22 protein-coding genes are annotated in these 25,864 nt (G+C 76.4%); 12 read left to right on the forward strand and 10 right to left on the reverse strand.

Annotated features, from left to right (window positions below):
• Nucleotides 1-130: 130 nt before the first annotated feature.
• Entirely contained in the window at nucleotides 131-553 is a 423-nt protein-coding gene (locus ACRYM6_RS17830; RefSeq protein WP_432544223.1) for an STAS domain-containing protein, read from the reverse strand.
• 242 nt (nucleotides 554-795) lie between these two features.
• On the opposite strand from ACRYM6_RS17830, the gene ACRYM6_RS17835 reads away from it, so the two are divergent.
• The 5 genes from ACRYM6_RS17835 (at nucleotide 796) to ACRYM6_RS17855 (ending at nucleotide 6,530) form a co-directional block, all read left to right on the forward strand.
• On the forward strand, nucleotides 796-3,183 hold the full coding sequence (locus ACRYM6_RS17835) for an ATP-binding SpoIIE family protein phosphatase (protein ID WP_432544224.1): 2,388 nt from the start codon (nucleotides 796-798) through the stop codon (nucleotides 3,181-3,183).
• Between the two features lie 33 nt (nucleotides 3,184-3,216).
• Nucleotides 3,217-3,633 carry a DUF3151 domain-containing protein gene (locus tag ACRYM6_RS17840; protein ID WP_432544225.1) on the forward strand — a complete coding sequence of 139 codons (417 nt, stop codon included), beginning with the start codon at nucleotides 3,217-3,219 and terminating at the stop codon, nucleotides 3,631-3,633.
• Nucleotides 3,630-4,652 carry an NAD(P)/FAD-dependent oxidoreductase gene (locus tag ACRYM6_RS17845; protein ID WP_432544226.1) on the forward strand — a complete coding sequence of 341 codons (1,023 nt, stop codon included), beginning with the start codon at nucleotides 3,630-3,632 and terminating at the stop codon, nucleotides 4,650-4,652. Before ACRYM6_RS17840 ends, ACRYM6_RS17845 begins: the two co-directional genes overlap by 4 nt.
• 143 nt (nucleotides 4,653-4,795) lie before the next feature.
• Nucleotides 4,796-6,082 (forward strand): adenylosuccinate synthase, encoded by a 1,287-nt coding sequence (locus ACRYM6_RS17850; RefSeq protein ID WP_432544227.1) that lies wholly within the window; start codon nucleotides 4,796-4,798, stop codon nucleotides 6,080-6,082.
• 7 nt (nucleotides 6,083-6,089) lie between these two features.
• Nucleotides 6,090-6,530: a GNAT family N-acetyltransferase gene (locus tag ACRYM6_RS17855; protein WP_432544228.1), complete on the forward strand. Its 441-nt coding sequence runs from the start codon at nucleotides 6,090-6,092 to the stop codon at nucleotides 6,528-6,530.
• Between the two features lie 66 nt (nucleotides 6,531-6,596).
• Here ACRYM6_RS17855 and ACRYM6_RS17860 read toward each other — a convergent pair whose 3' ends face one another.
• Nucleotides 6,597-9,719 carry an MMPL family transporter gene (locus tag ACRYM6_RS17860; protein WP_432544229.1) on the reverse strand — a complete coding sequence of 1,041 codons (3,123 nt, stop codon included), beginning with the start codon at nucleotides 9,717-9,719 and terminating at the stop codon, nucleotides 6,597-6,599.
• A 224-nt stretch (nucleotides 9,720-9,943) separates the two neighbouring features.
• On the opposite strand from ACRYM6_RS17860, the gene ACRYM6_RS17865 reads away from it, so the two are divergent.
• Both ACRYM6_RS17865 and ACRYM6_RS17870 read left to right on the forward strand, forming a co-directional pair.
• Nucleotides 9,944-10,531 carry a TetR/AcrR family transcriptional regulator gene (locus ACRYM6_RS17865; RefSeq protein ID WP_432544230.1) on the forward strand — a complete coding sequence of 196 codons (588 nt, stop codon included), beginning with the start codon at nucleotides 9,944-9,946 and terminating at the stop codon, nucleotides 10,529-10,531.
• Entirely contained in the window at nucleotides 10,531-11,985 is a 1,455-nt protein-coding gene (locus ACRYM6_RS17870; protein ID WP_432544231.1) for a phospholipase D-like domain-containing protein, read from the forward strand. Before ACRYM6_RS17865 ends, ACRYM6_RS17870 begins: the two co-directional genes overlap by 1 nt.
• A 42-nt stretch (nucleotides 11,986-12,027) precedes the next feature.
• Here ACRYM6_RS17870 and aroC read toward each other — a convergent pair whose 3' ends face one another.
• On the reverse strand, nucleotides 12,028-13,269 hold the full coding sequence (aroC, locus tag ACRYM6_RS17875; RefSeq protein ID WP_432544232.1) for a chorismate synthase: 1,242 nt from the start codon (nucleotides 13,267-13,269) through the stop codon (nucleotides 12,028-12,030).
• Between the two features lie 44 nt (nucleotides 13,270-13,313).
• Nucleotides 13,314-13,790: an Lrp/AsnC family transcriptional regulator gene (locus tag ACRYM6_RS17880; protein WP_432544233.1), complete on the reverse strand. Its 477-nt coding sequence runs from the start codon at nucleotides 13,788-13,790 to the stop codon at nucleotides 13,314-13,316.
• A gap of 186 nt (nucleotides 13,791-13,976) precedes the next feature.
• Here ACRYM6_RS17880 and ACRYM6_RS17885 point away from each other — a divergent pair, with 186 nt between their 5' ends.
• Nucleotides 13,977-15,230 (forward strand): APC family permease, encoded by a 1,254-nt coding sequence (locus tag ACRYM6_RS17885; protein ID WP_432544234.1) that lies wholly within the window; start codon nucleotides 13,977-13,979, stop codon nucleotides 15,228-15,230.
• Nucleotides 15,231-15,270: 40 nt separating this feature from the next.
• Here ACRYM6_RS17885 and ACRYM6_RS17890 read toward each other — a convergent pair whose 3' ends face one another.
• From ACRYM6_RS17890 to ku, 3 genes are all read right to left on the reverse strand, one after another.
• The gene (locus ACRYM6_RS17890; protein WP_432544235.1) at nucleotides 15,271-17,676 is read right to left on the reverse strand and encodes a glycoside hydrolase family 3 N-terminal domain-containing protein; all 2,406 of its coding nucleotides are present in this window, start codon (nucleotides 17,674-17,676) and stop codon (nucleotides 15,271-15,273) included.
• A gap of 247 nt (nucleotides 17,677-17,923) precedes the next feature.
• On the reverse strand, nucleotides 17,924-18,262 hold the full coding sequence (locus ACRYM6_RS17895; RefSeq protein WP_432544236.1) for a bifunctional 3-phenylpropionate/cinnamic acid dioxygenase ferredoxin subunit: 339 nt from the start codon (nucleotides 18,260-18,262) through the stop codon (nucleotides 17,924-17,926).
• Between the two features lie 87 nt (nucleotides 18,263-18,349).
• Entirely contained in the window at nucleotides 18,350-19,321 is a 972-nt protein-coding gene (gene ku / locus ACRYM6_RS17900; protein WP_432544237.1) for a non-homologous end joining protein Ku, read from the reverse strand.
• Between the two features lie 87 nt (nucleotides 19,322-19,408).
• Between ku and ACRYM6_RS17905 the strand changes: the two genes are divergently transcribed.
• Nucleotides 19,409-20,260 (forward strand): 3-methyladenine DNA glycosylase, encoded by an 852-nt coding sequence (locus ACRYM6_RS17905; protein WP_432544273.1) that lies wholly within the window; start codon nucleotides 19,409-19,411, stop codon nucleotides 20,258-20,260.
• A 38-nt stretch (nucleotides 20,261-20,298) separates the two neighbouring features.
• Here the strand turns inward: ACRYM6_RS17905 and ACRYM6_RS17910 are convergent, their stop codons facing one another.
• Both ACRYM6_RS17910 and ACRYM6_RS17915 read right to left on the reverse strand, forming a co-directional pair.
• Nucleotides 20,299-21,141 (reverse strand): siderophore-interacting protein, encoded by an 843-nt coding sequence (locus tag ACRYM6_RS17910; RefSeq protein ID WP_432544238.1) that lies wholly within the window; start codon nucleotides 21,139-21,141, stop codon nucleotides 20,299-20,301.
• A 13-nt stretch (nucleotides 21,142-21,154) separates the two neighbouring features.
• The gene (locus tag ACRYM6_RS17915; RefSeq protein WP_432544239.1) at nucleotides 21,155-22,144 is read right to left on the reverse strand and encodes a siderophore-interacting protein; all 990 of its coding nucleotides are present in this window, start codon (nucleotides 22,142-22,144) and stop codon (nucleotides 21,155-21,157) included.
• A 114-nt stretch (nucleotides 22,145-22,258) separates the two neighbouring features.
• Between ACRYM6_RS17915 and ligD (ACRYM6_RS17920) the strand changes: the two genes are divergently transcribed.
• Both ligD (ACRYM6_RS17920) and ligD (ACRYM6_RS17925) read left to right on the forward strand, forming a co-directional pair.
• Complete coding sequence (gene ligD, locus ACRYM6_RS17920; protein WP_432544274.1) at nucleotides 22,259-23,188, forward strand: non-homologous end-joining DNA ligase; 930 nt, start codon at nucleotides 22,259-22,261, stop codon at nucleotides 23,186-23,188.
• 1 nt (nucleotide 23,189) lies between these two features.
• Nucleotides 23,190-24,134 carry a non-homologous end-joining DNA ligase gene (gene ligD / locus ACRYM6_RS17925; RefSeq protein ID WP_432544240.1) on the forward strand — a complete coding sequence of 315 codons (945 nt, stop codon included), beginning with the start codon at nucleotides 23,190-23,192 and terminating at the stop codon, nucleotides 24,132-24,134.
• Here the strand turns inward: ligD (ACRYM6_RS17925) and ACRYM6_RS17930 are convergent.
• On the reverse strand, nucleotides 24,129-24,815 hold the full coding sequence (locus tag ACRYM6_RS17930) for a hypothetical protein (protein WP_432544241.1): 687 nt from the start codon (nucleotides 24,813-24,815) through the stop codon (nucleotides 24,129-24,131). The two genes, ligD (ACRYM6_RS17925) and ACRYM6_RS17930, sit on opposite strands and share 6 nt — an antisense overlap.
• 118 nt (nucleotides 24,816-24,933) lie before the next feature.
• Here ACRYM6_RS17930 and ACRYM6_RS17935 point away from each other — a divergent pair, with 118 nt between their 5' ends.
• On the forward strand, nucleotides 24,934-25,812 hold the full coding sequence (locus ACRYM6_RS17935; protein WP_432544242.1) for a GNAT family N-acetyltransferase: 879 nt from the start codon (nucleotides 24,934-24,936) through the stop codon (nucleotides 25,810-25,812).
• The last annotated feature ends 52 nt before the right edge of the window (nucleotides 25,813-25,864 follow it).

Consider the following 25,864-nt stretch of genomic DNA (forward strand, 5'->3'; position numbering starts at 1 on the left):
CCCCCCCCCCCCCCCCCCCCCCCCCCCCCCCCCCCCCCCCCCCCCCCCCCCCCCCCCCCCCCCCCCCCCCCCCCCCCCCCCCCCCCCCCCCCCCCCCCCCCCCCCCCCCCCGGGGAGGGACCCCGGCGGGTCAGGCCGGCTGCGGCCCGTCGTCCTCGGTGGTGCCGGCCGCGCTGGCCAGGCCCGGTTCCTCGTCGACGACGTCGAGCAGCTGCACGATGTTCGTCGTCTCGATGAGGAACTTCACGACCGCCGGCGGCCGGATGAGCGTCACCCGGTGCGCCTTGGAGCGCGAGGCCAGCCGGGCCAGGAACGCCAGGCCCGTCGAGTCCATGAAGGTGACGTGGTGGGCGTCGACCTGCAGCGGGCGCCCCGAGCTGAGCGCGTCCTCGGCGGCCTCCAGCAGGTCCGGTCCGAGCTCGGCGTCGATCTCCCCGGTGAGCACGACGCGGGTGGCCCGCGGTTCGTACAGGACGTGCACCGAGCCCGGGTCCACCGAGCGCACCTGCGGCACCCGGGGCGCCTCGCCCGGCGGTGTGGCGTCGTTCGTCATGGATCCTCCGCAGTACGTGCGCTGCATCACCGCGCCCGGCTCCCACCGGCAGCGGATGTCCGTCCCGCACGGCCTCGTTCCGCACGGGTGGGCCGCCGCACCGGCGCCACCCTCGACGCGCGGTCCGGTGGACCCCCCTGCATGCTAGCCACGCCGGGACCGCGCCGACCCCCGCAGGTCGGCGCCCCCGCGACCAGCGGCGGCCGCCTCGGCCGCCCGCGACCCCGAGGAGCCCCGTCCCGATGCCCGGCCGCACTCTGCAGGCGCTCGCCCTGCGCGAGCCCGCCGCCGCGCTGCTCCTGCGCTCCACCCCCGGCCGGCCCGCCGGCGCCGTGCTGGCCGTGGACGACGCCGGCCGCGCGCGGGCGGGGCTGGGGGCCACCGACCCGCTGCCCGCCGACCTCGACGCCTTCCGCGCCCGGGCCGCGCTGCCGCCCGCCCCGGCCTGGGAGCGGGTCGCGGCCGGGGGGACGGTCGCCGGGGAGCTGCTGCCCGGCGACCTGTGGCTGACCGCTGACCGCGTGCCCGGGCGCGACGAGCTGCTCGTCGTCCTCGCCGGTGTCGCCTCCGGGGTGGAGCACCCCGGCGGGCCCGGCGCGGGAGCCGTCGTGGCCGCCGGGCCCGGGGTGGCGCTGTCGGCGGTCCGCGACGGCGGCCTCGTCGTCGACTGGGCCGACGGCGGGTACGCCCGCACCACCGGCACCCCCGTCGCCGAGGTCCTCGGGCGGCCCTTCACCGACCTGCTGCGCAGCGCCGACGACCAGGTCCTGACCGCGCTGCGGCACGACCTCGACCGCGGGCTGCCCGCCACCGCGACCGTCCTGGACCACCGCGCCGACGGCCCCGACTTCCTGCACCAGGTCAGCGCCGTGCCGCTGCGGGACCGGACCGGGGCGGTGTCCCACGTGCTGTCCCGGCACAGCGACGTCACCCGCCGCACCGCCCTGGACGGCACCGCCGGCGCCCGCCTGGACGCCCTGACCCGCCTGGACGCCCTCGGCGACGGCCTCGGCGACCTCGGCGGCGACGACCCCGGCGAGGCCCTGCGCGCCGTCGTGCGCGTCCTGGGCGACCAGCTCGTCGCCGCCGCGCTCGTCGCGCAGGTCCACGAGCGCCCCGGCGGCGGCCCGCGGGAGCTGCAGGTGGCCGCCGCCCACGGCCGCCACCTGCACGAGCTCGTCGGCCGGCGGCTGCCGCTGCCGCGCCAGCGGAGCGGGCCGGACCCCGTGCTCGACACCGGGCCCGGGGAGCTGCTGGCGCTGGACGGCCCCGCGGCCCCGCCGGGGTCGGTCACGCACTGGCTGCGGGAGCTCAGCGGCCCCGACCACGACCCCGCGGGCACTCCGGCGCTGTCCGTGGCGTTGCGAGGACGGGAGGGCGTCCTGGGCGTCCTGCTGGTCCGCCCGCACCCCGCGGGGCTGAGGGCGCAGGACCGGGCCGTCATCGCGGGCGCCGCCCGCCGGACGGGACTGCTCATGGAGAACGCACGACTGCACGCACGGGAGCACGCCTTGGCAGAGACGTTGCAACGCAGCATGTTGCCCGACTCGACGGGTCTGGAGGGCATCGACGGCCTCGACGTCTGGACGTTCTACGCCTCCAACGCCGACCACGCCCAGGTCGGTGGCGACTGGTTCGACGTCCTGCCACCCGCCGCCCACGGCGGGCAGGTCGCCGGCGTCGTCGTCGGCGACGTCGTGGGCCACGACGTCGAGGCCGCCGCGGCGATGGGCCAGATCCGCTCCGTCGTGCGCACCGCCGCCCACGAGTTCGACGACCCCGGCAGCGTGCTCATGCGCGTGGACCAGCTCGCCGGCGGCATGGGCATCGGCCGGATGGCCTCGCTGGTGTTCGCCACCCTGCAGCGCCTGGAGGACGGCGAGTGGGAGATGGCCTGGTCCAGCGCCGGGCACCTGCCGCCGCTGCTGCGGCGCGGCGCGCACGTGGAGGTGCTCAGCGAGGCCACCGGCACCCTCGTCGGCCTCGGTGAGCGCCCCCGCCCGACCCGCGAGCGCGCGCTGTCGCCCGGCGACGTCCTCGTCCTCTACACCGACGGCCTCATCGAGACCCGCTCGCGGCCCATGCGCGACGGCCTGGAGGTCCTCGTGGAGGTCCTCGCCACGTCCCGGGCCCGCGACGCCGCCGGCATCGGGGAGGAGCTGCTCGCCGGGCTCGGCGAGACCCCCGAGGACGACACCGCCATCGTCGTGGTCCGGGTGCCGGAGGAGTCCGAGCTCGGCGGCGACCCGCTGCCCACGGCCGACACCCCGCGCCGCCGCCGCTGGCAGCTGCCGTCCGAGCCGTCCTCCATCGGCAAGGCCCGGCACGCCACGCTGCGCGCGTGCGCCGTGTGGGGCCTGGACTGCGGCCCGAAGGCCGAGATCGTGGTGTCCGAGCTCGTCGCGAACGCCGTCCTGCACGGCTGGGGGACCGTCGGCCTGCGGCTGTTCGACCTCGAGGGGCAGCTGCGCATCGAGGTCGAGGACGACAGCCCGGAGGAACCCCGGGTCGTGGAGGCCCGGCCCGACGGCGCGGGCGGGCACGGCATGCGCCTGGTCGCCTCGCTGGGGCGGTGGGGCAGCACCCGCACCCGCCGGGGCAAGATCGTCTGGGTCGAGATCAGCCACTGACCGGCCGCTGACCGGCCACCGAGAGGAGCACCCGTGACCACCGGGACGAACCTGCTGGGCGGGCCCCCGCCCACCCACCTGCCCGCCGACGCCGCGGTCGACGCCGCGCTCGCCGCCGGCACCGACCCCGACGCCGTCGCCGCCGCGCACCCCGCGGCGTCGCTGCCCTGGGCCCTGCTGGCCGAGGGGGCGCTGGAGGAGGGCCGCACGATCACCGCCTACGCCTTCGCGCGCACCGGCTATCACCGCGGGCTCGACGCGCTGCGCCGCGCCGGGTGGCGCGGGCACGGCCCGGTGCCGTGGTCCCACGAGCCCAACCGCGGGTTCCTGCGGGCGCTGGCCGTCCTGCAGCGGGCCGCGCAGGCCATCGGCGAGACGGAGGAGGCGGTGCGTTGCACCACCTTCCTCAACGACTGCGACCCCGTCGCGGCGCGCGAGCTGCTGCCGTGACGACCCCGACCCCCGAGCGGCCGGTCCTGGTCGTGGGCGCCGGGATCTCCGGGCTGGCCTGCGCCCGGGTGCTGGCCGACGCCGGGGTCCCCGTCCGCGTCCTGGACCGCGGCCGGCGCATCGGGGGTCGCATGAGCGGCCGCCGGGTCGAGACGAGCGCGGGGACCCGCGTCGCCGACCTGGGGGCGTCCTACTTCACGGCGTCGGGGACCGGCGGGTTCGCCGACGTGGTCGCCGACTGGGAGCAGCGCGGCCTGGCCCGGCCGTGGACGGACACGTTCGCGGTCGTCCGCGACGGGCACCTGGCGGGGACGTCGCAGGGGCCGGTCCGCTGGGGCACCCCCGGCGGGCTGCGGACCCTGCTGGACGACCTGGCCGCCCCGCCGGGGCGGGCGCCGCTGGACGTCGTGACCGGGATCGAGGTCGACGCGGTCTCCGCCGGCCCCGAGGGGCCCGCGGTCGACGGCCGCCCCACCCCCGCGGTCGTCCTGGCCATGCCGGACCCGCAGGCCGCGGACCTGCTGCCGCGGATGGTCGCCACCCGCCTGGACGTCTCGGCGCGCTGGAACTGGCGGCCGTGCATCGCCGTGTACGCGGCCTGGGAGCAGCGGTGGTGGCCCGACGTGAAGGCCGCGTTCGTCAACGACTCCGACCTGCTCGTCTTCCTGGCCGACGACGGCTCGCGCCGCGGCGACGGGGCACCCGTCCTGGTCGCGCACGTCGGCCCGGACCGCTCGGCCGACCACCTCGACGCGCCGGTCGAGGTCGTCCCGGAGGTCCTCGCGGCGCTGGGGCCGGTGCTGACGTCCGCCCCGACCCCGCAGGCGCAGTGGGCGCGGGCGCACCGCTGGTCGCTGGCGCAGCCGCTGCGCCAGCACGCCGACGACGCCTTCGGGTGGGACGAGGAGACCGGCATCGGGGTGTGCGGCGACGCGTGGGGGCAGCGCTCGCGGGTGCAGACGGCGTGGGAGTCGGGCACGGCGCTGGGCCGGGAGCTGCTCGGGCGGTTCGCGCGCTGAACCCGGGGCAGCCGTGAGCCGGTAAGCTCCCCGGTGGTCTGCGGCGACCGCCCCCGCGTGCCGGAGCGTTTTGCGGGTGCGTGGCCCGCGGCGCCAGCAGCACCCGGACCGTCACCGCAAGTCACCAGGAAGCAGGGGATCTCATGCCCGCGATCGTGCTCGTCGGCGCCCAGTGGGGGGACGAGGGCAAGGGCAAGGCCACCGACGCCCTCGGCGCACGCGTGGACTACGTGGTGAAGTTCAACGGCGGGAACAACGCCGGCCACACCGTCGTCGTCGGCGACGAGAAGTACGCCCTGCACCTGCTGCCCAGCGGCATCCTCACCCCCGGGGTCACCCCGGTCATCGGCAACGGGGTCGTCGTCGACCTCAGCGTGCTGTTCGAGGAGATCGACGCGATGACGGCCCGCGGGGTCGACTGCTCCAAGCTCCTGGTGTCCGCGTCCGCGCACGTCATCGCCCCGTACCACCGCGTGCTGGACCAGGTCACCGAGCGGTTCCTGGGCAAGCGCAAGATCGGCACGACCGGCCGCGGGGTGGGCCCGTCCTACGCGGACAAGATCAACCGCGTCGGGATCCGGATCCAGGACCTGTTCGACGAGTCGATCCTGCGGCAGAAGGTCGAGGGCGCCCTCGACCAGAAGAACCACCTGCTGGTCAAGCACTACAACCGCCGCGCGGTGTCGGTCGACGAGACCGTCACGACGCTGCTGTCCTACGCCGACCGCCTGCGCCCCATGGTGACCGACGTGTCCCTGGAACTGTCCCGCGCGCTCGACCGCGACGAGATCGTGCTGTTCGAGGGCGGGCAGGCGACGATGCTCGACATCGACCACGGCACCTACCCGTTCGTGACGTCCTCGTCCGCGACGGCCGCCGGGGCCTGCACGGGCGCGGGGATCCCGCCGAACCGCGTGGACCGGATCGTCGCCGTCGTGAAGGCGTACACGACCCGCGTGGGCGAGGGCCCGTTCCCGACCGAGCTCCTCGACGCCGACGGCGAGAAGCTGCGCCAGGACGGCGGTGAGTTCGGCACCACGACCGGCCGTCCCCGCCGCACCGGCTGGTACGACGCGGTGATCTCCCGCTACGCCGCCCGCATCAACGGGGTCACCGACTTCGTGCTCACCAAGCTCGACACCCTCACCGGCTGGGAACGCATCCCGGTGTGCGTCGCCTACGACGTCGACGGCGTCCGGCACGACGAGATCCCCATGTCGCAGACGGACTTCCACCACGCCAAGCCGGTGTACGAGTTCTTCGACGGCTGGACCGAGGACATCTCCGGGGCCCGCACGACGGCCGACCTGCCCAAGAACGCCCAGGCGTACGTCGAGGCGCTGGAGGCGATGTCGGGGGCGCGGATCTCCGCCGTCGGCGTCGGCCCGGACCGCGAGCAGACCGTCGTCCGGCACGACCTGCTGGGCTGAGCGGCCCGTGACGACGACCGTGGTGCGGGAGGCGGCCCTGGCCGACCTCCCGCCCGCGACGCTCTACGCGCTGCTGCGGCTGCGGGTGGACGTGTTCGTGGTGGAGCAGGAGTGCGCGTACCCCGAGCTCGACGGCCGGGACACCGAACCGTCGTGCGTGCACGTGTGGGCCGAGTCCGGTGGCGTCCCGGTGGCGACGCTGCGGGTGCTGCGCGACCCCGACGGCCGCGGCCGGATCGGCCGCGTCGCCACGGCGCGGGAGTTCCGCGGGGCCGGGGTCGCGGCGGTGCTGATGGGCCGGGCGCTGGAACTGCTGGCGGGCTCGGAGGTCGTGCTCGACGCGCAGGCCCACCTCACCGGCTGGTACGCGCGGTTCGGTTTCACCCCCCGCGGTGAGGAGTTCTCCGAGGACGGCATCCCGCACCGGACGATGGTGCGCCCGGCCTGACCCGCTCCCGCCGCCGGCCGCGGTGGGCCCGGGACCGACGGTGGCGTCGGTCCCGGGCCCCGCGGGTCAGGAGCGCGAGGGTTCCTCGTCGGGGTCGCGGCGCACGGCCCCGCCCAGCCGCACCTCGACCTCGCGGTGACCGCCCTCGGGGACGTCGACACCGGTCGCGACGGGGGAGTACCCCGCCGCCGTCAGCGTGTACCGGCCGGTGGACAGGTCGTCGAAGGCGAAGGCCCCGTCGCGGTCGGTGGTGGCCGCGTCGACGACCGTCCCGCCCTCGTCCGCGAGCGTCACCGACGCCTCGGGCACGGCGCTGCCGTCGGAGGCGGCGCTGACGGTCCCCACGAGCCGGCCGCCGCGGCTGAGGTCGACGTCGAGCTCGACGTCGCCGTGGCCGACGTCGAGGTTCTGCGCGACCGGCCGGTACGACTGCGACAGCACGCTCAGCACGTACGACCCGGCGACCAGGTCGCCGAAGCGGTACCGGCCCGCGCCGTCGGTCCGGGTGGTGGCGACCACCGCCCCCTGCACGTCCAGCAGCGTCAGGACGGCCCCGCCCACGGGGTCGGTCCCGCTGCGCAGCGTCCCTTGCAGCGCGGAGCTGCCCACCAGTCGCACGTCGTGCCGCACGGGGTGGTCCGAGACGGCCACGAGGTGCGCGACGGGCCGGGAGTCGGCGGCGGCCACGATGAGCACGAACGTCCCCCCGGCCTCCAGCGGCAGGCCGTAGGCCCCGGCGCCGTCGGAGCTGGTGCGGGCGACCTGCCGCCCGGCGTGGTCGGTGACGGTCAGGACCGCGCCGGGCAGCGCGCCGCCCGCCGGGTCGGTGACGAGCCCGACGATCCCCAGGCGCAGGTCGGCCAGCAGCCGGTCGACGCGCTGCTGGGCGCTGACCCCGTGCGGCGGCGCGTCCAGCGCCCGCTCGGGGTCCTGGCGGCGCTCGGCGCGCTGGGCGGGGACCGCCTGCTCGCCGCCCGCTTCGCCGCCGCCCGCCTGCTCGCCGCCCGCCTCGCGGGCGAGCACCGCCTCCAGGCCGCGGCCCTCGGCGTCGACGTTCGGCACGAGGCGCTGCATCCAGCGGGGCATCCACCAGGCGGCGTCCCCCAGCAGGGTCAGCGCCGCGGGCATGATGACCATCCGCACCACGAGCGCGTCGGCGAGGACCCCGACGGTCAGCGCCGTGCCGATCGAGCCGATGATCTGGTCACCGCTGGTGGCGAACCCGATGAAGACGCCGGACATGATGAGCGCCGCCGCGACGACCACGGGCGCCGAGCGGCGGAACCCCGACAGGATCGCGTCGACGGGCCGGCGGCCGTGGGCGTGCTGCTCGTGGATCGCCGAGACGAGGAACATCTGGTAGTCCATCGCGAGGCCGAACAGGATGCCGACCACCAGCACCGGCATGAAGCTCAGCAGCGGCCCGGGCTGGGCGACCTGGAAGACGTCCGAGAGCCACCCCCACTGGTAGATCGCGACGACCGAGCCCAGCGAGGCGCCCAGCGACAGCAGGAACCCGACCGTCGCCAGCAGCGGCACCGCCAGCGAGCGGAACAGCATGATCAGCAGGAGCAGCGCCAGGACCACGATGAGCGCGATGTACACCGGCAGCGCGTCGTTCAGGGAGTCGGTGACGTCGATGTCGAGCGCGGTCTGGCCGGTGACGTAGACCTCGGCGCCGGTGGTGCCGTCGGTGGCCGAGCGGATGGCCCGCACCAGGTCCGACGTCGCCTCGTCGGTCGGGCCCGAGCCCGGGACGACCGTGATGAGCTGCGCGCTGCCGTCCGGGGCGGGCACGGCGGGGGTGACGGCCACGACGTCGGGCAGGCCCTGGACCGTCGTGGCGACCTCGCCGGCGACGGCCGCGGAGTCCGGGCCGTCGACCAGGACGACGAGGGTGGACTGCGAGCCGGGGCCGAACCCCTCCACGAGCAGGTCGTACGCCTGGCGCTGGGACGTCGCGGGGTCGGCGTTCTCGGCCGACGGCAGCGCGGTCCGCATCGAGGCGACGGGGATGGCCACGACGCCGACGGCGACGATCGCCAGGAGCAGCGCGACGACGGGGCGCGCGGTGACGGCGCGCGCCCAGCGGCCCAGCGGGCCCTTCCCGGCGAGGTCGACGGTGGCGTGGTCGTCGCTGTCGGCCACGGCGCGCAGCCCGGCCCGGTCGCGGTGCCGCTCCCCCTTGGGCAGCACCCGCAGGCCCAGCACCTTCAGGAACGCGGGCACCGCGGTGAGCGCCACGAGCACGGCGACGGCGACGGTGGCGGCCGCGCCCAGGCCCATCTGGGTCAGGAACGGGATGTCCACGACGGCCAGGCCCACGAGCGCGATGACGACGGTGGTCCCGGCGAACACGACGGCGGTCCCGGCGGTGCCGGTGGCCTTGGCGATGGCCGCGTCGAGGTCCTCGCCGCGGCGCAGCTCGGTGCGGGCGCGGGCGAAGACGAACAGGGCGTAGTCGATGCCGACGGCCAGGCCGAGCATCCCGGCCAGGGCGGGCGTGGTCGTCGACAGCGACACGACCTTGCCGAGGGCCAGGATGCCCAGGGCGCCGGCGCCGACGCCGAGGCCGGCGGTCAGCAGGTTCGCGCCGGCGGCGGCGAGGCTGCCGTAGGTGAGGATCAGGACGAGGAACGCGACCGCGACGCCGATGGCCTCGCTGACGTGGCCGGCCTCGGTGGTCTGGGCCTGCGAGCTGACCTCGACCCGGACCGGCCCGCCGTCGGCGGTGGCCTCGGCGAGGGCGTCGAGCTGCTCGGTGGTGACGTCCCCGATCCCGCCGTCGAAGGTGGCGGTGGCCGCGGCGATGCGCTGGTCCTGCGACACCATCGGCATCTGCGGGGCGAACGGGTCGCTGACCGAGGCGATGCCGTCCACGCCCCGGACCCGCGCGAGGACGTCCTGCACGGCGGTCGCGTTGCCCCCCGTCAGCGTCTGGCCCTCGGGGGCCTGGAACACGACGGTGGCGGTGGCGTCGTTCGCCCCGGCGGAGAACTTCTCCGCCAGCAGTTCCAGGCCGTCGCTGGCCTGGGTGCCGGGGATGGAGAAGCTGGTGTCCTGCGCGGCGGTGCGTTCCAGGCCGACGGCGAGGCCGCCGAGGACGGCGAGCAGCAGCGCCCAGACGGACAGCACCAGCCAGTGCCGGCGGGCGCTGAACCTCCCGAGTCGGTAGAGCAGGGTGGCCATCGGGGCGGGCTCCTTCGCGGTGGGGGGCCGTGGGGTCCGTCGGCACCGGTGGCGACGTTCTGGGTGGGCGCCGGGCGTGCTGCCGGCTCGTCGAAGGTACCCCGGCGGGGAGCGCCTGCCAACGGTTCGGCACTAGTCGATCGGCTAGTTGTAGCCGGCCCTGAGGTCCGTCGGAAGTCGTAGCGCCGGGTTAGAGTGCGAGGACACCGCGAGCGAGGAGACCCATGACGACGGTCGAGGAGGCGCGGCCGGCCGGTCCCGGGCGGCAGCGGCTGCACGAGGCCGCGGTCCGGCTCTTCGTCGAGCACGGCGTCAGCGGCACGTCGCTGCAGATGATCGCCGACGAGATGGGCGTCACCAAGGCCGCCGTCTACTACCACTACCGCACCAAGGACGAACTGGTCGTCGGGGTCGTCGCCCCGTTCATCGACCGGGCCTTCGAGGTCCTGGACGCCGCCTCGGCGCGGCGGGGGCGGCGGGCGCAGGTCGAGACGCTCATCGACGGTCTCGTGGACGTCATCGTCGACGTGCGCCGGCTCTACGTCGTGGCGGCCGTCGACCCGGTCATCGCCCACCTGCACGAGAACTACCCGCGCCTGCGCGAGCTCGGGGACCGCATGAAGGACCTCCTGGCCGGCCCGGACGCGGACGACGAGCGCCGGGTCGCGGTCGTGTTCTTCCTGTCCGGGCTCGTCGGGCCGATCGGCGACGAGTCCTGCCGGGGAATCGCCGACGACCGCCTGCGGGCCCTGCTGTCGACGATGGGGCGACGCTTCCTGCTGCCGCGCAGCAGGTCCCGGCCGGTCACCTGATGGACTGGATCCTGATCGCCGGTGCGTTCCTCGCCGTCGTCGACTACGCCGTGAAGATCGTCGCGATCGGCGTGGTGCCCGAGGACCGCCGCCCCGGCTCGTCCTCGGCGTGGCTGCTGCTCATCCTGTTCCTGCCCGTCGTGGGGGTCCCCGCGTTCCTGCTGCTCGGCAGCCCGTTCGTCGCCGGCCGCCGCCACCGCGTGCAGCAGCAGGCGAACCTCGCCATCGCCGAGGGCGTCCTGCACCTGCCGGCGGTCCCCGAGGGCCTCGTCGCCGACGACCACCTCGCGTCGCTGCTGACGCTGAACCGGCGGCTGACGTCGCTGCCGTGCGTCCTGGGCGAGCACCGCCGGCTGCTGCCCGACGGGCGGTTCGTCGCCGCGCTCGTCGACGCCGTCGACTCCGCCGTCCGCACCGTGCACGTCGAGTTCTACATCGCCGCCCTGGACCCCACGACCGAACCGTTCTTCGACGCCCTGGCCCGGGCCGTCGCCCGCGGGGTGAAGGTGCGCTTCCTGTACGACCACCTCGGGGCCCGCGGGTACCCCGGGCACGCGCGGATGAACGAGCGGCTCACCGCCGACGGCGTCGAGTGGCACCGCATGATGCCCATCGACCCGCTGCGCCGCCGGTGGCGGCGGCCGGACCTGCGCAACCACCGCAAGCTCGTCGTCGTCGACCGCCGGGTGGGTTTCTGCGGGTCGCAGAACCTCATCGACCCCGGGTACCTGAAGCGCCGGCACACCCGGCGCGGCCGGCGCTGGGTCGACCTCAACGTCGAGCTCACCGGGGCGGTCGTGCAGACGCTGGAGGCGGTGTTCGAGACCGACTGGTACGCCGAGACCGGCGAGGTCGTGGGGGAGGTGTCGATCCCCGCGCTGGAGGCGGGCCCGGGCGGTTCCCCGGGGGCGTTCCAGGTCGTCCCCTCCGGCCCGGGTTTCCCCACCGAGCCGAACCTGCGGCTGTTCACCGGGCTGCTGCACTCCGCGACGGTGCGGGTCTCGATCGTCAGCCCTTACTTCGTCCCCGACGAGGGGCTGGAGCAGGCCATCACGACCGCGGCGTACCGCGGGGTGCAGGTCGAGCTGTTCGTGTCCGAGCGGGCCGACCAGTTCATGGTCCACCACGCGCAGCGGTCCTACTACGGCTCGCTGCTGCGGGCCGGGGTGCGGATCCACATGCTGCCCGAGCCGCTGGTCCTGCACAGCAAGCTGCTCGTCGTGGACGGCCGGTTCGCGGTCATCGGGTCCAGCAACATGGACATCCGGTCCTTCAACCTCGACTACGAGGTCTCCCTGCTCGGCCTCGAACCGCGGTTCGTCGCCGACCTCGACGCCGTCGTCGACGACTACCGCTACCGGTCGCGGGAACTGACCCTGGCCGAGTGGGGGCGGCGGCCGCTGCACCAGCGGTACCTCGACAACGTGATGCGCCTGACCGCCGCCCTGCAGTGACCCGGCACGACCCCGGGTGACCCGGGGGCCGCTGCGCGCCGGTCAGGGGGTCTCGGCGACCTTCACGGTGAGGTTCTCCAGGTAGGACCGCACGTTCGCCCGGACCTGCTCGACGTTGTCGCCGCCGAACTTCTCCAGGACCGCGTCGGCCAGCACGAGGGCCACCATGGCCTCGGCGACGACCCCGGCCGCCGGCACCGCGCACACGTCCGACCGCTGCGCGATCGCCTGCGCCGCACCGCCGGACGCGGTGTCGACGGTGTCGAGGGCGCGCGGGACCGTGGAGATGGGTTTCATCGCCGCCCGCACGCGCAGGACCTCGCCGTTGGTCATGCCGCCCTCGATCCCGCCGGCGCGGTCGGTGCGGCGGCGGACGGTGAACCCGTCCCCGCCGTCCCCGCCGTCCTCGACGCGCTCGATCTCGTCGTGGGCGGCCGACCCGCGGCGGCGGGCGGTCTCGAAGCCGTCGCCGACCTCGACGCCCTTGATGGCCTGCACGCCCATGAGGGCGGCGGCCAGGCGCGCGTCGAGCTTGCGGTCCCAGTGCACGTAGGACCCCAGGCCCGGCGGCAGGTCGTGGACGACGACCTCGACGACCCCGCCGAGGGTGTCGCCCTCGGTGTGGGCCTGGTCGATCTCGGCGACCATGCGGGCGCTGGCCTCGGGGTCGGCGCAGCGGACCGGGTCGGCGTCGACGGCGTCCCGCGCGCCGCGGCCCGGCACGGTGCCCTCGGCGACGGCCTGGGTGCCGATGGAGACGACGTGCGAGAGGACCTCGGCCCCGACGGTCTGGGCCAGGAACGCGCGGGCGACCTCGCCGAGGGCGACGCGGGTGGCGGTCTCGCGCGCCGAGGCGCGCTCCAGGACGGGGCGGGCGTCGGTGAAGCCGTACTTCTGCATGCCGGTCAGGTCGGCGTGCCCCGGGCGCGGCCGGGTCAGGGGGGCGCCGCGGCCGCGGGCCGGGATCCGGCCCGGTTCGTCGTAGCGGCGGCCCTCGGCGTCGGCCGGGTCGGCGGCCATGACCTCCGACCAGCGGGGCCACTCGCTGTTGCCGATGCGCAGCGCGACCGGCCCGCCCTGGGTGACGCCGTGGCGGATGCCGCCGATGACCTCCAGCTCGTCCTGCTCGAAGTTCATCCGCGCGCCGCGGCCGTGCCCGAGGCGGCGGCGGGCCAGGGCCTGCCGGATCCGGGCGCTGTCCACCTCGACGCCCGCGGGCAGCCCTTCGAGGATGCCCGCCAGCGCGGGGCCGTGCGATTCACCAGAGGTCAGCCAGCGCAACACGGAGCCGATTCTGCCGTACCCGGCGGCCCCGCCCGCGCGGGCGGTCAGTCGGCGAGGTCGCTCAGCAGCGGGTCCACCCGGTACGGGACGAGCTCGCGCATCGCCAGCGACGTGCGGGTCCGGACGACGCCGGGGATGGCCAGCACGCCCTGCCCGACCCGGTACAGGTCGTCGGCGTCGCGGGCCACGATGCGGCACATCAGGTCGCCGTCACCGGTGATCCCGTGCACCTCCAGGACCTCCGGGGTCTCCCGCAGCCGGCGCAGCGTGTCCTCCTGCTGGCCCTGGTGGATCTCGATCATCACGAACGCCGACACCGAGAACCCCAGCGCGGCCGGCGCCAGCCGGCGGGAGAAGCGGTGCAGCACGCCGTCGGACTCCAGGCGCTCCAGGTGGGCCTGCACCGTCCCGCGGGCCAGCCCGAGCCGGCGGGACAGGCCGAGCACGGTCGCACGCGGGTCCTCGTCCAGGGCGAGCAGGATCCGGGCATCGATGGTGTCGAGACGGCGCACGGACGCCATCTTGGCGCATCGGCGGCCGGGTGCGGCGGACAATGTGCGCACCCGCGTGTGGCTTCCCTGTGCACCCGGCGGCCCGCGGGGGCGTCCGGTGCCGCGCGCCGCCGCGCCGGGCCCGGGCCTGTGGTTCGCTGGCCGCCGTCACGCACCCGTGACGGGTCGGGCGGCGGGGAGGGGTCGGGGAGCGTGGTGCCGGAGGGGCCGGGGAGCACCGGGGAGCTGTCCCGGCGGCTGGGGACGTCCGACGCGGTCGTCGTCGGCCTCGGGTCGATGGTCGGGGCGGGGGTGTTCACCGTCTTCGCGCCCGCCGCCGCCGCGGCCGGCCCGGCCGTCCTGCTCAGCCTGGGCCTCGCCGCCGTCGTCGCGTTCTGCAACGCCACGTCCTCGGCGCGGCTGGCCGTGCGGTACCCCTCCTCCGGCGGCACCTACGTCTACGGCCGCGAACGGCTGAGCCCGTTCTGGGGCTACCTGGCGGGCTGGGGCTTCGTCGTCGGCAAGACCGCCTCGGCCGCGGCGATGGCGCTGACCGTCGGGCTGTACGCCTGGCCGGAGCACGCCCACGCCGTCGCCGTGGCCGCCGTGGTGCTGTTGACGGCCGTGAACTACGTCGGGGTCCAGCGCTCGGTGCAGCTGACGAAGGCCGTCGTCGCGCTGGTCCTGCTGGTCCTGGCCGGGGTCGTCGCCGTCTGCCTCACCTCGGGGCGGGCGCCCGGGACCGCGCCGCTGACCGGCGGCGGGGGAGCGGGCGGGGTCCTGCAGGCCGCGGGGCTGCTGTTCTTCGCCTTCGCCGGGTACGCGCGGATCGCCACGCTCGCCGAGGAGGTCCGCGACCCCGCGCGCACCGTGCGGGTGGCCGTGCCGCTCGCGCTGGGGCTCACCCTGCTCGTGTACCTCGCGGTGGGGGCGGCGGTCCTCACCGTCCTGGGCGGCGGCCTGGCCACCTCCGGCGCGCCGCTGGCCGACGCGGTCACCGCGGCCGGGCACGGGCCGTGGGTGCCGGTGGTGCGGGTGGCCGCCGCGGTCGCGGCGCTCGGCGCCCTGCTGGGGGTGATCCTCGGGATCTCCCGCACGACGCTGGCGATGGCCCGCGACGGGCACCTGCCGTCCGCCCTGGCCGCCGTGCACCCCCGGTTCGGGGTGCCGCACCGCGCGGAGCTGGCCGTGGGGGCCGTCGTGGCCGTCGTCGCGGCGGTCGCCGACGTGCGCGCCGTCATCGGGTTCTCGTCGTTCGCGGTGCTCGTCTACTACGCCGTCACCAACGCCAGCGCCTGGACGCTGCGCCCCGACGAGGGCCGGCCGCCGCGGGTCGTGCCCGTCGTCGGGTTCGCCGGGTGCCTGGCGCTGGCGTTCTCCGTCCCCGCCGGGTCGCTGGTGGCCGGGGCGGCGGTCCTGGCGGCCGGCGCCCTCGTGCACGCCGTGCGCCGCCGGTCCCGCCGCCCCTGACCCCTGCTGCTCCTGACCCTCGCTGCCCCTGACCCCGGTCTCAGAGGGGGGTGACCGTCACCGGGGTGTCGAGGCGCCGGCCGGCGCCCACGACCCGCCGCGGCCCGGTCACCTCGACCGTCCCGGCGAGCGGGGCGAGCGCCGACGTCCCGACGAACAGCTCCACCTGCCCGGGGTCGACGACGCGGTCCCCGGAGCGGTCGGTGAAGGCCAGCCGGTCGGCGTGGACGCGGAACTCGACCCGGGCCGAGCTCCCGGCCGCCAGCGGCACCCGGGCGAAACCGGTGAGCTCGCGCACGGGGCGCGTCACCCGGGCGACGACGTCGTGCGTGTAGAGCTGCACGACCTCGGCCCCGTCGCGGTCCCCGGTGTTGCGGACGACGGCGCTGACGAGCAGCTCGCCGTCCGAGGCGACCTCGGCGGCGAACTCGACCGCGCCCACCTCGAAGGTGGTGTACGAGGTCCCGTGCCCGAACGGGAACGCCGGGGTCGGGTCGAGGTTGGAGATCCCGTGGCTGTCGGCGGCCAGCGGCGGCGCCAGGTACGTCCCGGGCTGGCCGCCGGGCCCCTGCGGCACCTGGACGGGCAGCTTGCCGGAGGGGTTGACCCGCCCGGACAGGACCCCGGCGAGGGCGGTGCCGCCCTCGACGCCGGGCATGAACGCCTGGAGCACCGCCCGCGGCGCGTTCTCGTGCGCCAGCAGGTCCCCCAGCGCGTACGGGCGGCCCGACACGACGACCAGGACGACGGGGCGGCCGGTGCCGAGCAGTTCGGCGACGAGGTCCTGCTGGACCCCCGGCAGCCGCAGCGACTCCGCGTCGCAGCCCTCGCCGGAGGTGCCGGCCCCGAACATCCCGGCGCGGTCGCCCACGGCGACGACCACGACGTCGGCCGCCTGCGCGGCCCGCACGGCCTCGGCGAAACCGCTGCGGTCGTCGGTGCGGACGTCGCACCCGGGCGCGAACCCGACGGTCGAGCCGGTGGCGGTGAACTCCTCCCGCACCTCGTCGAGCAGCGTCGGGACGGGCATCCCCAGCCCGAGGTCGGGGTAGCGCGGCAGGACGTGGTTGGCGAAGGCGTAGCAGCCCATGAAGGTGTTCGGGTCGTCGGCGCAGGGGCCGACGACGGCGATCCGCGGGGCCCGCAGCGGCAGCGTCCCGTCGTTGGCGAGCAGGACGACCGACTCCTCGGCCAGCCGGCGGGCGAGGGCGCGGTTGGCGGGGGAGTCCAGGTCGCGCCCGGCCCCGGCGGCGACGGAACCCTCCGGGGTCCAGCCCGGGTCCAGCAGCCCCAGCTCGGCCTTGTGCCGCAGGTGGCGGCGGGCGGCGCGGTCGACGAGCTCCTCGGCGACGCGGCCGGCGCGCACGGCCTCGACGAGCCGGTCGCCGAAGCACAGCGTGTCGGGCAGTTCCACGTCCAGGCCGGCGGTGAGGGCCTGCACGCCCGCGTCGGTGGGGTCGGTGGCGGTGCGGTGCATGGTCTCCAGGAACGCGATGGCGGAGTAGTCCGACACGACGGTCCCGGTGAACCCCCACTCCCCGCGCAGCAGCTCGTCCAGGAGCCACTCGTCGCTGGCGGCGGGGACCCCGTCGACGTCGGTGTAGGAGTTCATGACCGACCGCGCCCCGCCCAGGCGCAGCGCCGCCTCGAACGGCGGCAGCACGACGTCGCGCAGTTCCCGCCGACCCATCGAGACGGGCGCGTGGTTGCGCGCCGCGCGGGAGGCCGAGTACCCGGCGAAGTGCTTGAGGGTGGCGATGATCCCGGCCGACTCCAGGCCCCGGACGTAGGCGGCGCCGAGGGTGGCGACCAGGTGCGGGTCCTCGCCCATGGTCTCCTCGACGCGGCCCCAGCGGTAGTCGCGCACGACGTCCAGCACCGGGGAGAGGGCCTGGTGGACGCCGACGGCGGCCATGTCGGCCCCGATGGCGGCGGCCATCTCCTCGACCAGCTCCGGGTGGAACGTCGCGGCCCACCCCAGGGCCGCGGGGTAGCAGGTGGCGCCGTAGGCGGTGAACCCGGTGAGGCACTCCTCGTGCACGATCGCCGGGACCCGCAGCCGGGTGCGCTCCACGATCGAGCGCTGGAGCCGGACGACCTCGGCGCGGCCCTCGTCGACGGTCACCGGACGCGACCCGTAGACCCGGGTGAGCTGGCCCAGGCCGTGCCGGCTGGCGTCCTCGAACTCGAGGGCGCCGCGGGAGAACACGTCCTGCAGCGGGGCGACGTTCCCGGTGCCGGTGACCTGGGCGTCGGACCCGCCGCCGTCGCCGGCGTCGCCGCCGTGGCTGTTGCCCACCCACCGGGACCCGAGCTGGGCGACCTTCTCCTCCAGCGTCATCGCGCGCAGCAGCGCCTCGACGCGCTCGTCCAGCGGCAGGGTGACGTCCTGCCAGGGGCCGGGCGGTTCGGCCGTGGGCGGGTTCTCGGTGAGGTTCTCGGTCACGTGGTTCTCCTCCGGGCGCGGGGCGGGGTGGTCGGCGAGGCCGGCCGGTGGTGGGCCGGGACGGCGCGCCGGCGGCGGGGACCCGCGGGTCGGGCACGCCCCGGTCGGCCGCCTCTGGCTCCTCTGCCGTCGGACCACCGCCGGGACATCGCGGTTATATCGATACACGGACCGTACGGAACCGTGCTGCGAACGTCAACGCCGTCCCCGGACGGGGACGGCGCCGACCGCTCGCGGGACGACGGGGTCAGCGCGGGCGGGGGGTGCCGACCTCGACGACCACGTCCCCGTCGACCACCTCGACCAGGTGCGTCCGCACGGGCGTCAGGGCCGGCGGGCTCGACGGCACCCCGGTCCGCAGGTCGAACGCCGACGCGTGCCGCGGGCACTCCACGGCGCAGTCCTCCACCCACCCGTCGGCGAGGGACTCGTCGGCGTGCGTGCAGGTGTCGTCGATGGCGAACAGCTCCCCGTCGACGTTGAAGACCGACACGGGGGCGGGCAGCTCGGGGCGGTCCACGCGGACCACCTCACCCGGCGGCAGGTCGGTCGCGGCGCACGCGACGACCCTGGTCCCGGAAGCCATCGCGGGGTTCCTCTCGTCCCGGGGCCGGCGGATCGGCCCCTCGGCCCGCCATGCTGCCACCGCCGGGCCGGACGGCACCCCGGGCCCTCAGGCGCTCTTGCGGGTCCGCGTCGTCCCCTTCGCCGCGGTCTTCCCGGCCGGGGCCTTCTTCGCGGCGGTCTTCTTCGCCGCGGTCTTCTTCGCCGCGGTCTTCTTCGCGGCGGTCCCCTTCGCCGCCCCCTTCGCGGGGGCCCCCTTCCCCGCGGTCCCCTCGGTCGCCGTCCCCGACCCGCCCCGGGCCCGCTCCACCGACCGCTGCAGCGCGGTCAACAGGTCCACCACCTCGTCGCCGGCGTCGCCGCCCCCGCCGTCGGCCGCGAGGGAGGAGGGGGCCGCCCCGGCGTCCTCCAGGCGCGCCTCGACGAGCTCCTTCACCGCGACCGCGTACTCGTCCTCGAACTCCTCGGGGTGGAAGTCGCCGGCGAGGGACTCCACCAGCGAGGCCGCCATCTTCAGCTCCTGCGGGCGCAGGGCCACGTCGGCCTCGAGGACCTCGAACTCGGCCGGGCGGACCTCGTCGGGCCACAGCAGCGTCTGCAGCACGATCGCCTTGTCCCGCACCCGCAGCACCGCGATCGACTCCCGCTGGCGCAGCGCGACCTTCACCACGGCGACCCGGTCGGTCTCGGCGAGGGCCTCGCGCAGCAGGACGTACGGCTTCGCGGCGCGCGCCTCCGGTTCCAGGTAGTACGGCTTGGACAGCAGCAGCGGGTCGACCTGGTCGGCGGGCACGAACTGCACCACGTCGATCTCGTGGCCGCTGGCCACCGGCAGCTCGTCGAGGTCCTCGTCGGTGAGGACGACGAGCTTGCCGTCGGCGCTCTCGTACCCCTTGGCGACCTCCTCGTAGGGGACCTCCTCGCCGTCCACCGAGCAGGTGCGGCGCAGCTTGATGCGCCCGCCGTCGCTACGGTGGACCTGGTGGAAGCGGATGTCGTGCTCGCCGGTCGCGGCGTACAGGCGCACCGGGACGTTGACCAGGCCGAAGGACACAGCGCCCTTCCAGATGGCGCGCGGCATGACGTACCCCTCCCTGAGGTCGGGTCCCCACGGTACGGCGCGGACCCCGTCCCCGCACGGGAGCCGTCGGGGGTCCCGCCGACCGTGCTGCCCGCCGCCGAGTGGCGGGCCCGCGCGCACGCCCACGCCGAGCGCGCCCGCGCCCTGACCGGGGACGCCGCCGCCCGCCGGGCCCGCGGCGAGGCCCACCCCGTCGAGGACTTCCTCTACACGTACTACAACTGGGCCCCCGGCAAGCTCCTGCGCTGGCACCCGGGGGTGGGGGTCGTGCTGGCCGGCGCCGACGAGCGGGCCGGCTGGGCGCACTACGTCGCGGTCCCCGGCGGGGTGCGGGTCGACGCCGCGGCCCTGGCCGCCCAGCGGCGCGCCACGATCACCCTCGCGCGCGACGTCCTCGCCGCGACCCGGACCCGGGCCCCGCAGCTGGCCTGCTTCGGCCTGCACGAGTGGGCCATGGTGCACCGCACCCGGCCCGAGCAGGTCCGCCACGCCGGGCTGCCGCTGCGCCTGGGCCACGCCGGGACCGACGAGGTCGTCGAGTCGCACCGCATCCGGTGCAGCCACTACGACGCCTTCCGGTTCTTCACCCCGACCGCGGTGCCGCGCAACGAGCTGCAGCCCACCCGCACCGGTCAGCCCGGCCAGGAGCAGCCGGGCTGCCTGCACGCCACGATGGACTGCTACCGGTGGGCCATGAAGCTGTCCCCGGCGGTGCCGGGGGACCTGCTGCTCGACTGCTTCGAGCTGGCCCGCGACGTGCGGGTCCTGGACATGCGCGCCTCCCCGTACGACGTGTCGTCGCTGGGGCACGCGCCCGTCGCGATCGAGACCCCCGAGGGCAAGGCGCAGTACGCCCGCGCCCAGCGGGAGTTCGCCGAGCGGGCCGACCCGCTGCGCGCGGCGCTGGTGCGGGTGTGCGAGGCGCTGCTCGCCGCCTGAGGGGACCTGGGGCCCGGCTCGTCGCCCGGCCCCCGCGCTCAGACCCCGGCGGTCGCGTCGTCGCTCTCGGTCGCGGCGGCCCAGTCCTTCTTCTCCGAGCGCCACCCCTCCTCGGTGCGCCCGCGGCGCCAGTAGCCCGAGGCGGACAGCAGCTCCCGCGGGACGCCGAGGTCGGTGCGGGCCCAGCGGCGGACGGCGCGGACGGTGTCGGCCTCGCCGTGGACGAAGGCGTGCGGCGCCCCCTCGGGCAGGTCCAGGCCGCGCAGGAACCCCAGCAGGGCCTCGGGGTCCGGCGCGGTGCGGTGCACCCAGTGCAGCCGCAGGTCGCCCGGGCAGGTCAGGGGCAGTTCCTCGGCGGGGGAGTGGACCTCCACGACCGCGACGGCGACCGCACCGGCCGGGACCCGCTCCAGCGACGCCGAGATCGCCGGCAGCGCGCTGGCGTCCCCCACGAGCAGGTGCCAGGGGGCGTCGGCGCGGGGGGTGTACGCCCCGCCGGGACCCATGATCCACAGCTGGTCGCCGGGGGAGGCCGTCGCGGCCCAGGGACCGGCGAGCCCCTCGTCGCCGTGCACGACGAAGTCGACGCTCACCTCCCCGCCGGCGACCGAGCGCACCGTGTAGGTGCGCTGCGCGGGCCACTCCTCGCGCGGCCGGGTCTTGCGGATGCGGTCCACGTCGAACGGCCCGTCGTGCACGACCCCGGGCAGCGGGAAGACGAGCTTCACGTACGAGTCGGCGTGCTCGACGCCGAAGTCGGCGAGGTCGTCCCCGCCGAACACCACGCGCACCATGTGCGGGGCGAGCCGCTCCACGCGCTGCACGACACCGAGGCGCTGGCGCCGCGGCGCGGGCTCGGGCTTCCTGAACGGGTTCCGCACGTCCTGCTCCACCTCACTCACCCTCGGCGCGACCCTCGCGCCAGTACCCCATGAACGCCACCGAGGTCCGCGGGACGCCGACCTCGCGCACCAGGTGGCGCCGCAGCGACTTCACGACCCCGGCCTCCCCGGCCAGCCACGCGTACAGCGCCTCCGGCCCGGCGGCCTCGGCGTGCTCGGGCACCTCCCACAGGATCCCGGTGTCGAGGTCCACGTCGTCCAGCGCGTCGTCCAGCGCAGCGTCCAGGGCGTCGTCGAGGGGGCCGGACACCTCGTCGACCAGCGCCGACGCCACCTCGTGCACGCGCCGCTGGAGCAGTTCCCCCGGGGCGTGGGACCCGTTGCGCGGCAACCACTCCACCGTCAGGTCGGCGGCCGAGGGCAGGTCCAGCAGGTCGAGCGCGTCGGGGACCTCCAGCAGTGCCGTGGCCCGCACCCCGGCGGGCAGCCGCTCCAGGATCGCCGCGACCGCCGGGACGGCCGTCTCGTCCCCGGCCAGCAGCAGCGTCCGCGCCTCGGCCGGAGGCGCCCACTCCACGCCCCACATCCGGCCGGTGCCGGGGGAGGAGGGGCCCACCACGCCGAGCCGGTCACCCACCGCGGCCCGCGCGGCCCACTGCGAGGCCGGGCCCGGGCGCCCGCCGTGCACCCCGTGCAGGACGAAGTCGACGTCCAGCTCGGCCCATGCACCGGCGGTGGCCGGCCGGAACGCGCGGACGGTGTAGGTGCGCATCACGGGGCGGACGTCGTCGGGCAGCTCGCGCCACCACGAGTACCAGTCGCCCGCGGGCGGGTCGTAGTCGGCCAGCGGGCGGTCCAGCAGCAGGACCTTGAACCGCTGGTCGTAGCCGCCGGCGCCGAAGCCGCCGAGCTCGGGCGAGGTCAGCGTCACCCGCGCGAAGCTCGCCCCGACCCGCTGCACGGCGGCGACCCGCACCTCATGGAGGGCGTACGCGGCCCGCGCGAGCGCCGCCCGCGTCGCCGTGCCGGTGTCGGTCGTCATGTCCCCAGAACCCCTCCGTCGATGTGAGGCCAGCCTAACCAATGGAAGGGGGTCCTCGGCAACGCCGCGGTGGCCCGCACCCCCGCCCGGCGCCACAGTGGTGACGTGCTCCCCATGCTGGCGACCGCCGCACCGGCCGCCGACGAGGTGCCCGCCGACGGCGAGCGCTGGGCCTACGAGGTCAAGTGGGACGGCATGCGCGTCCTGGCCGACGTCCACGACGGCCACCTCGCCCTGCGCTCGCGCACCGGCCGCGACGTCTCGGCCACCTTCCCCGAGCTCACCGCCCTCACCGACGCCCACGCCGACGTCCACCTCGACGGCGAGGTCGTCGCCCTGCACGACGGGCTGCCCTCGTTCTCGGCGCTCGCCGACCGCATGCACGTCACCGACGCCCGCGCCGCCGCCCGGGCCGCGGCCCGCACCCCCGTCACCCTCATGGCCTTCGACGTCCTGCGCCTGTACGGCGTCGACCTGGTGGACCGGCCCTGGCAGGAGCGGCGCGAGTCCCTGGACCGGCTCGTCCCGTCCGGGCGGGCCTGGCAGGTCTCACCCGTCTACCCCGACGCGGCCTCGCTGCTGGCCGCGACCCGCGAGCAGGGCCTGGAGGGGGTCGTGGCCAAGCGCCGCGCCTCCCCGTACCAGCCGGGCCGGCGCAGCCCCGACTGGGTCAAGCACGCCCACCGCCGCCACCAGGCGTGCCTGGTCGTCGGGTGGCGGCCGGTGGTGGGGACCCCGGCGCGGATGGGGGCGCTGCTGCTGGCCGTCCCCGCCCCCGGCGGCCGGCTGCGGTACGTCGGGCGGGCCGGCAGCGGGCTGGGCGCCGGCGCGGAGGAGGAGCTGCGCGCGGCCCTGGCCGGGTGCGAACGGCCCCGCCCCGTCGTGGACGTCCCGCGCCCCGACGCCGCGGGGGCCACCTTCACCGAGCCCGTCGTCGTCGTGGAGGTCCGCCACCTCGGCCGCACCACCGGCGGCCGGCTGCGCCAGCCCACCCTGCGCGGCCTGCGCAGCGATCTCGCCCCCTCCGACGTCCGGGAGGAGTGAGGTGGCGCAGCGCCCCGCGCAGGACCCCGGCCACGGGGACACCGTCGTCGACGTCGAGGGGCGGCGGCTGCGGCTGCGCCGCCTGGAGAAGGTGCTCTACCCCGCGACGGGCACCACGAAGGCCGAGGTCCTCGCCTACGTCACCGCGGTCGCTCCCGCGCTGCTGGCCCAGCTGCGGCAGCGGCCCCTGACCCGCAGGCGCTGGCCCGACGGGGTCCGGGGCCCGTCCTTCGTGGAGAAGAACGTGCCCCGCGGGGTGCCGGACTGGGTGCGCAGCGTGGAGCTGGAGACCCCCGGCAGCACCCGGGACCGCGAGACGGCCCGGTACCCGCTCGTCGACGACCTCGCCGGGCTGGTCTGGCTGGTGAACCTCGCCGCCCTGGAGCTGCACGTCCCGCAGTGGCGCGTCGGGCCGCGCGGGGGCACGCGCCACCCCGACCGCCTCGTCGTCGACCTCGACCCCGGCGAGGGGGCCGGGCTGGCCGAGTGCGCCGCGGTCGCCCGCGCCGTGCGGGCCCGGCTGGCCGCCGACGGGCTGGAGTGCCACCCCGTGACGTCGGGGTCGAAGGGCCTGCAGCTGTACGCCGCCGTCTCCGGGGAGCAGTCCGCCGACGTCCTGCGCGGCTACGCCCACCGGCTGGCCGAGGAGCTGGAGCGGGACCGGCCCGACCTCGTCGTCAGCCGCATGACGAAGGCGCTGCGCGGCGGGAGGGTCCTGCTGGACTGGAGCCAGAACAACGCCGCGAAGACGACCGTCGCGCCGTACTCCCCGCGCGGGCGCGAGCGCCCCTGCGCCGCCGCGCCCCGCACCTGGGACGAGCTGGCCGACCCGGCGCTGCGGCAGCTGACGCTCGCGGAGGTCGCCGACCGGTACGCCCGCGAGGGGGACCTGCTGGCGGCCCTGGCCCCCGGCGCCGACCCCGGGCCGCGGGTCCCCACGTCATGACCCGGGTGGCACGACCCGCGCGACCCGCAGCTGGTCGCGGTGCAGGCTGATCCGCGGGGAGTAGCCGAACAGGGCCGTGGCGGTGAGGAACTCCTCGGGCCCGAAGTCGACCGACGTCAGGCTGACCTGCAGGTACCCGCGCAGCCCCACGAGGTGCTCGTCGGCGACGACGGCGTACCAGGGCCGGTTGCGACGGCTCATGAGCTGCACGTCCGCGTCGCACCAGCCCGCGTCGAGGGTCCGGTGCCGCCCGTTGACCAGCCCGATGCCGGCGTACCGGCGCAGCTCGGCGTCCAGGTGCAGGTTCACGCTGCACGTGGGGGCCGCGGCGTCGTTGACGTCCTGCACGGCGGTGACGAGCCAGTCCGCGAGGGCGCCGGCGGGCACGTCCTCGACGTCGGCCTGCGGGACCAGCCGTTCCAGGCAGGCGTGGTCCACCGCCCCGGCCAGCGACAGCAGGGCCTCGGTCTCGGCGCGGGTGACGTCGTCGAGGTCGCCGCGGCGCACCGGGACGGGGTCGCCCGCGGCGCGGACCTGGGTGCGGGGGTCGACGTCGCCGGGCACGGTGTCCCCGTCGTCCCACAGGCTGAAGGCGCTGTGCCGGTGGACGTCGCCGACGTGCTCACCGTCGAGGGTGATCGTCTCGCCGCGACGGGACAGGACCTGCGGTTCGCTCTCCATGGCGCCGCCGATGGTAGGCGGCCACCGGGCCCGCGGGCCATCGGCTTCGGCGGAACGGGCCATCGGCTCCGGCGGAAACCGGTTGACCCCCACCCGGCCGGACCGGTCGACTCACCGGGTGCTGGAGACCAGGACCCGACTGTCCGAGGACGACCTGCGCGCCGTCGCCGCCCTGGAGGCGGCCGTCGTCGCCCACGACGGCGGCCGCCTGAAGATCGAGTGGGGCGACCTGCGCGACCGCTCCGGCGACCACGTGAACGACCTGCTGTGGACCGAGGGCGGGCGGGTCGTCGGGTTCGCCGGGTTCGACTCCTACGACGGCCGCGTCGTGGAGGTCGTCGGGATGGTCGACCCCGCCGCGCGGGGCCGGGGGATCGGCGGGGCCCTGCTGGACGCCGCGGTCGACGTGTGCCGGCAGCGGGGGTTCGCGCAGGCCCTGCTCATCGTCCCGCGCCCCAGCGCCGCCGGGGCCCACCTGGCCCGGCGCCGCGGCGGGGTCCTGGAGCACTCCGAGCACGCGCTGCGCCTCGACGTCCCGCCGGCACCGGTGGCGCCGGACCCGGCGACGGCGCTGCGCGCGGCCGACCGGGGTGACGTGCCCGTCCTGACGGGGCTGCTCACCGACGCGTTCGGGAGCGCGCCCACGCACCTGGAGGCGGGGTTCGCGACGGGCCGCACGCTCGTCGTCGAGCACGCGGGGGAGCCGGTGGGGACCGTCCGGCTGCAGCGCGAGGGGGACAGCGGCGGCGTCTACGGCTTCGCCGTGGCCCCGCGGTGGCAGGGCCGGGGCATCGGCCGCGACGTCCTGCACCGGGTGTGCGCGCAGCTGTTCGACGAGGGCGTCGCGTCGGTCCGGCTGGAGGTCGCCGTCGGCAACGACCGCGCCCTGGGGCTGTACACGTCCCTGGGTTTCACGCCGGTCCAGACCGAGGACTACCACGACCTGCCGCTGGACCTGCCGCTGGACCTGCCGCTGGACGTCCCGCCGCGGACGTGAGCGCGCCCGGTGGCGGCCGCCCCGCGGGGGCGGCCCCCACCGGGCGCGGGGG

The sequence above is a fragment of the Kineococcus rugosus genome, assembly GCF_050871975.1.
Taxonomy (GTDB): domain Bacteria; phylum Actinomycetota; class Actinomycetes; order Actinomycetales; family Kineococcaceae; genus Kineococcus.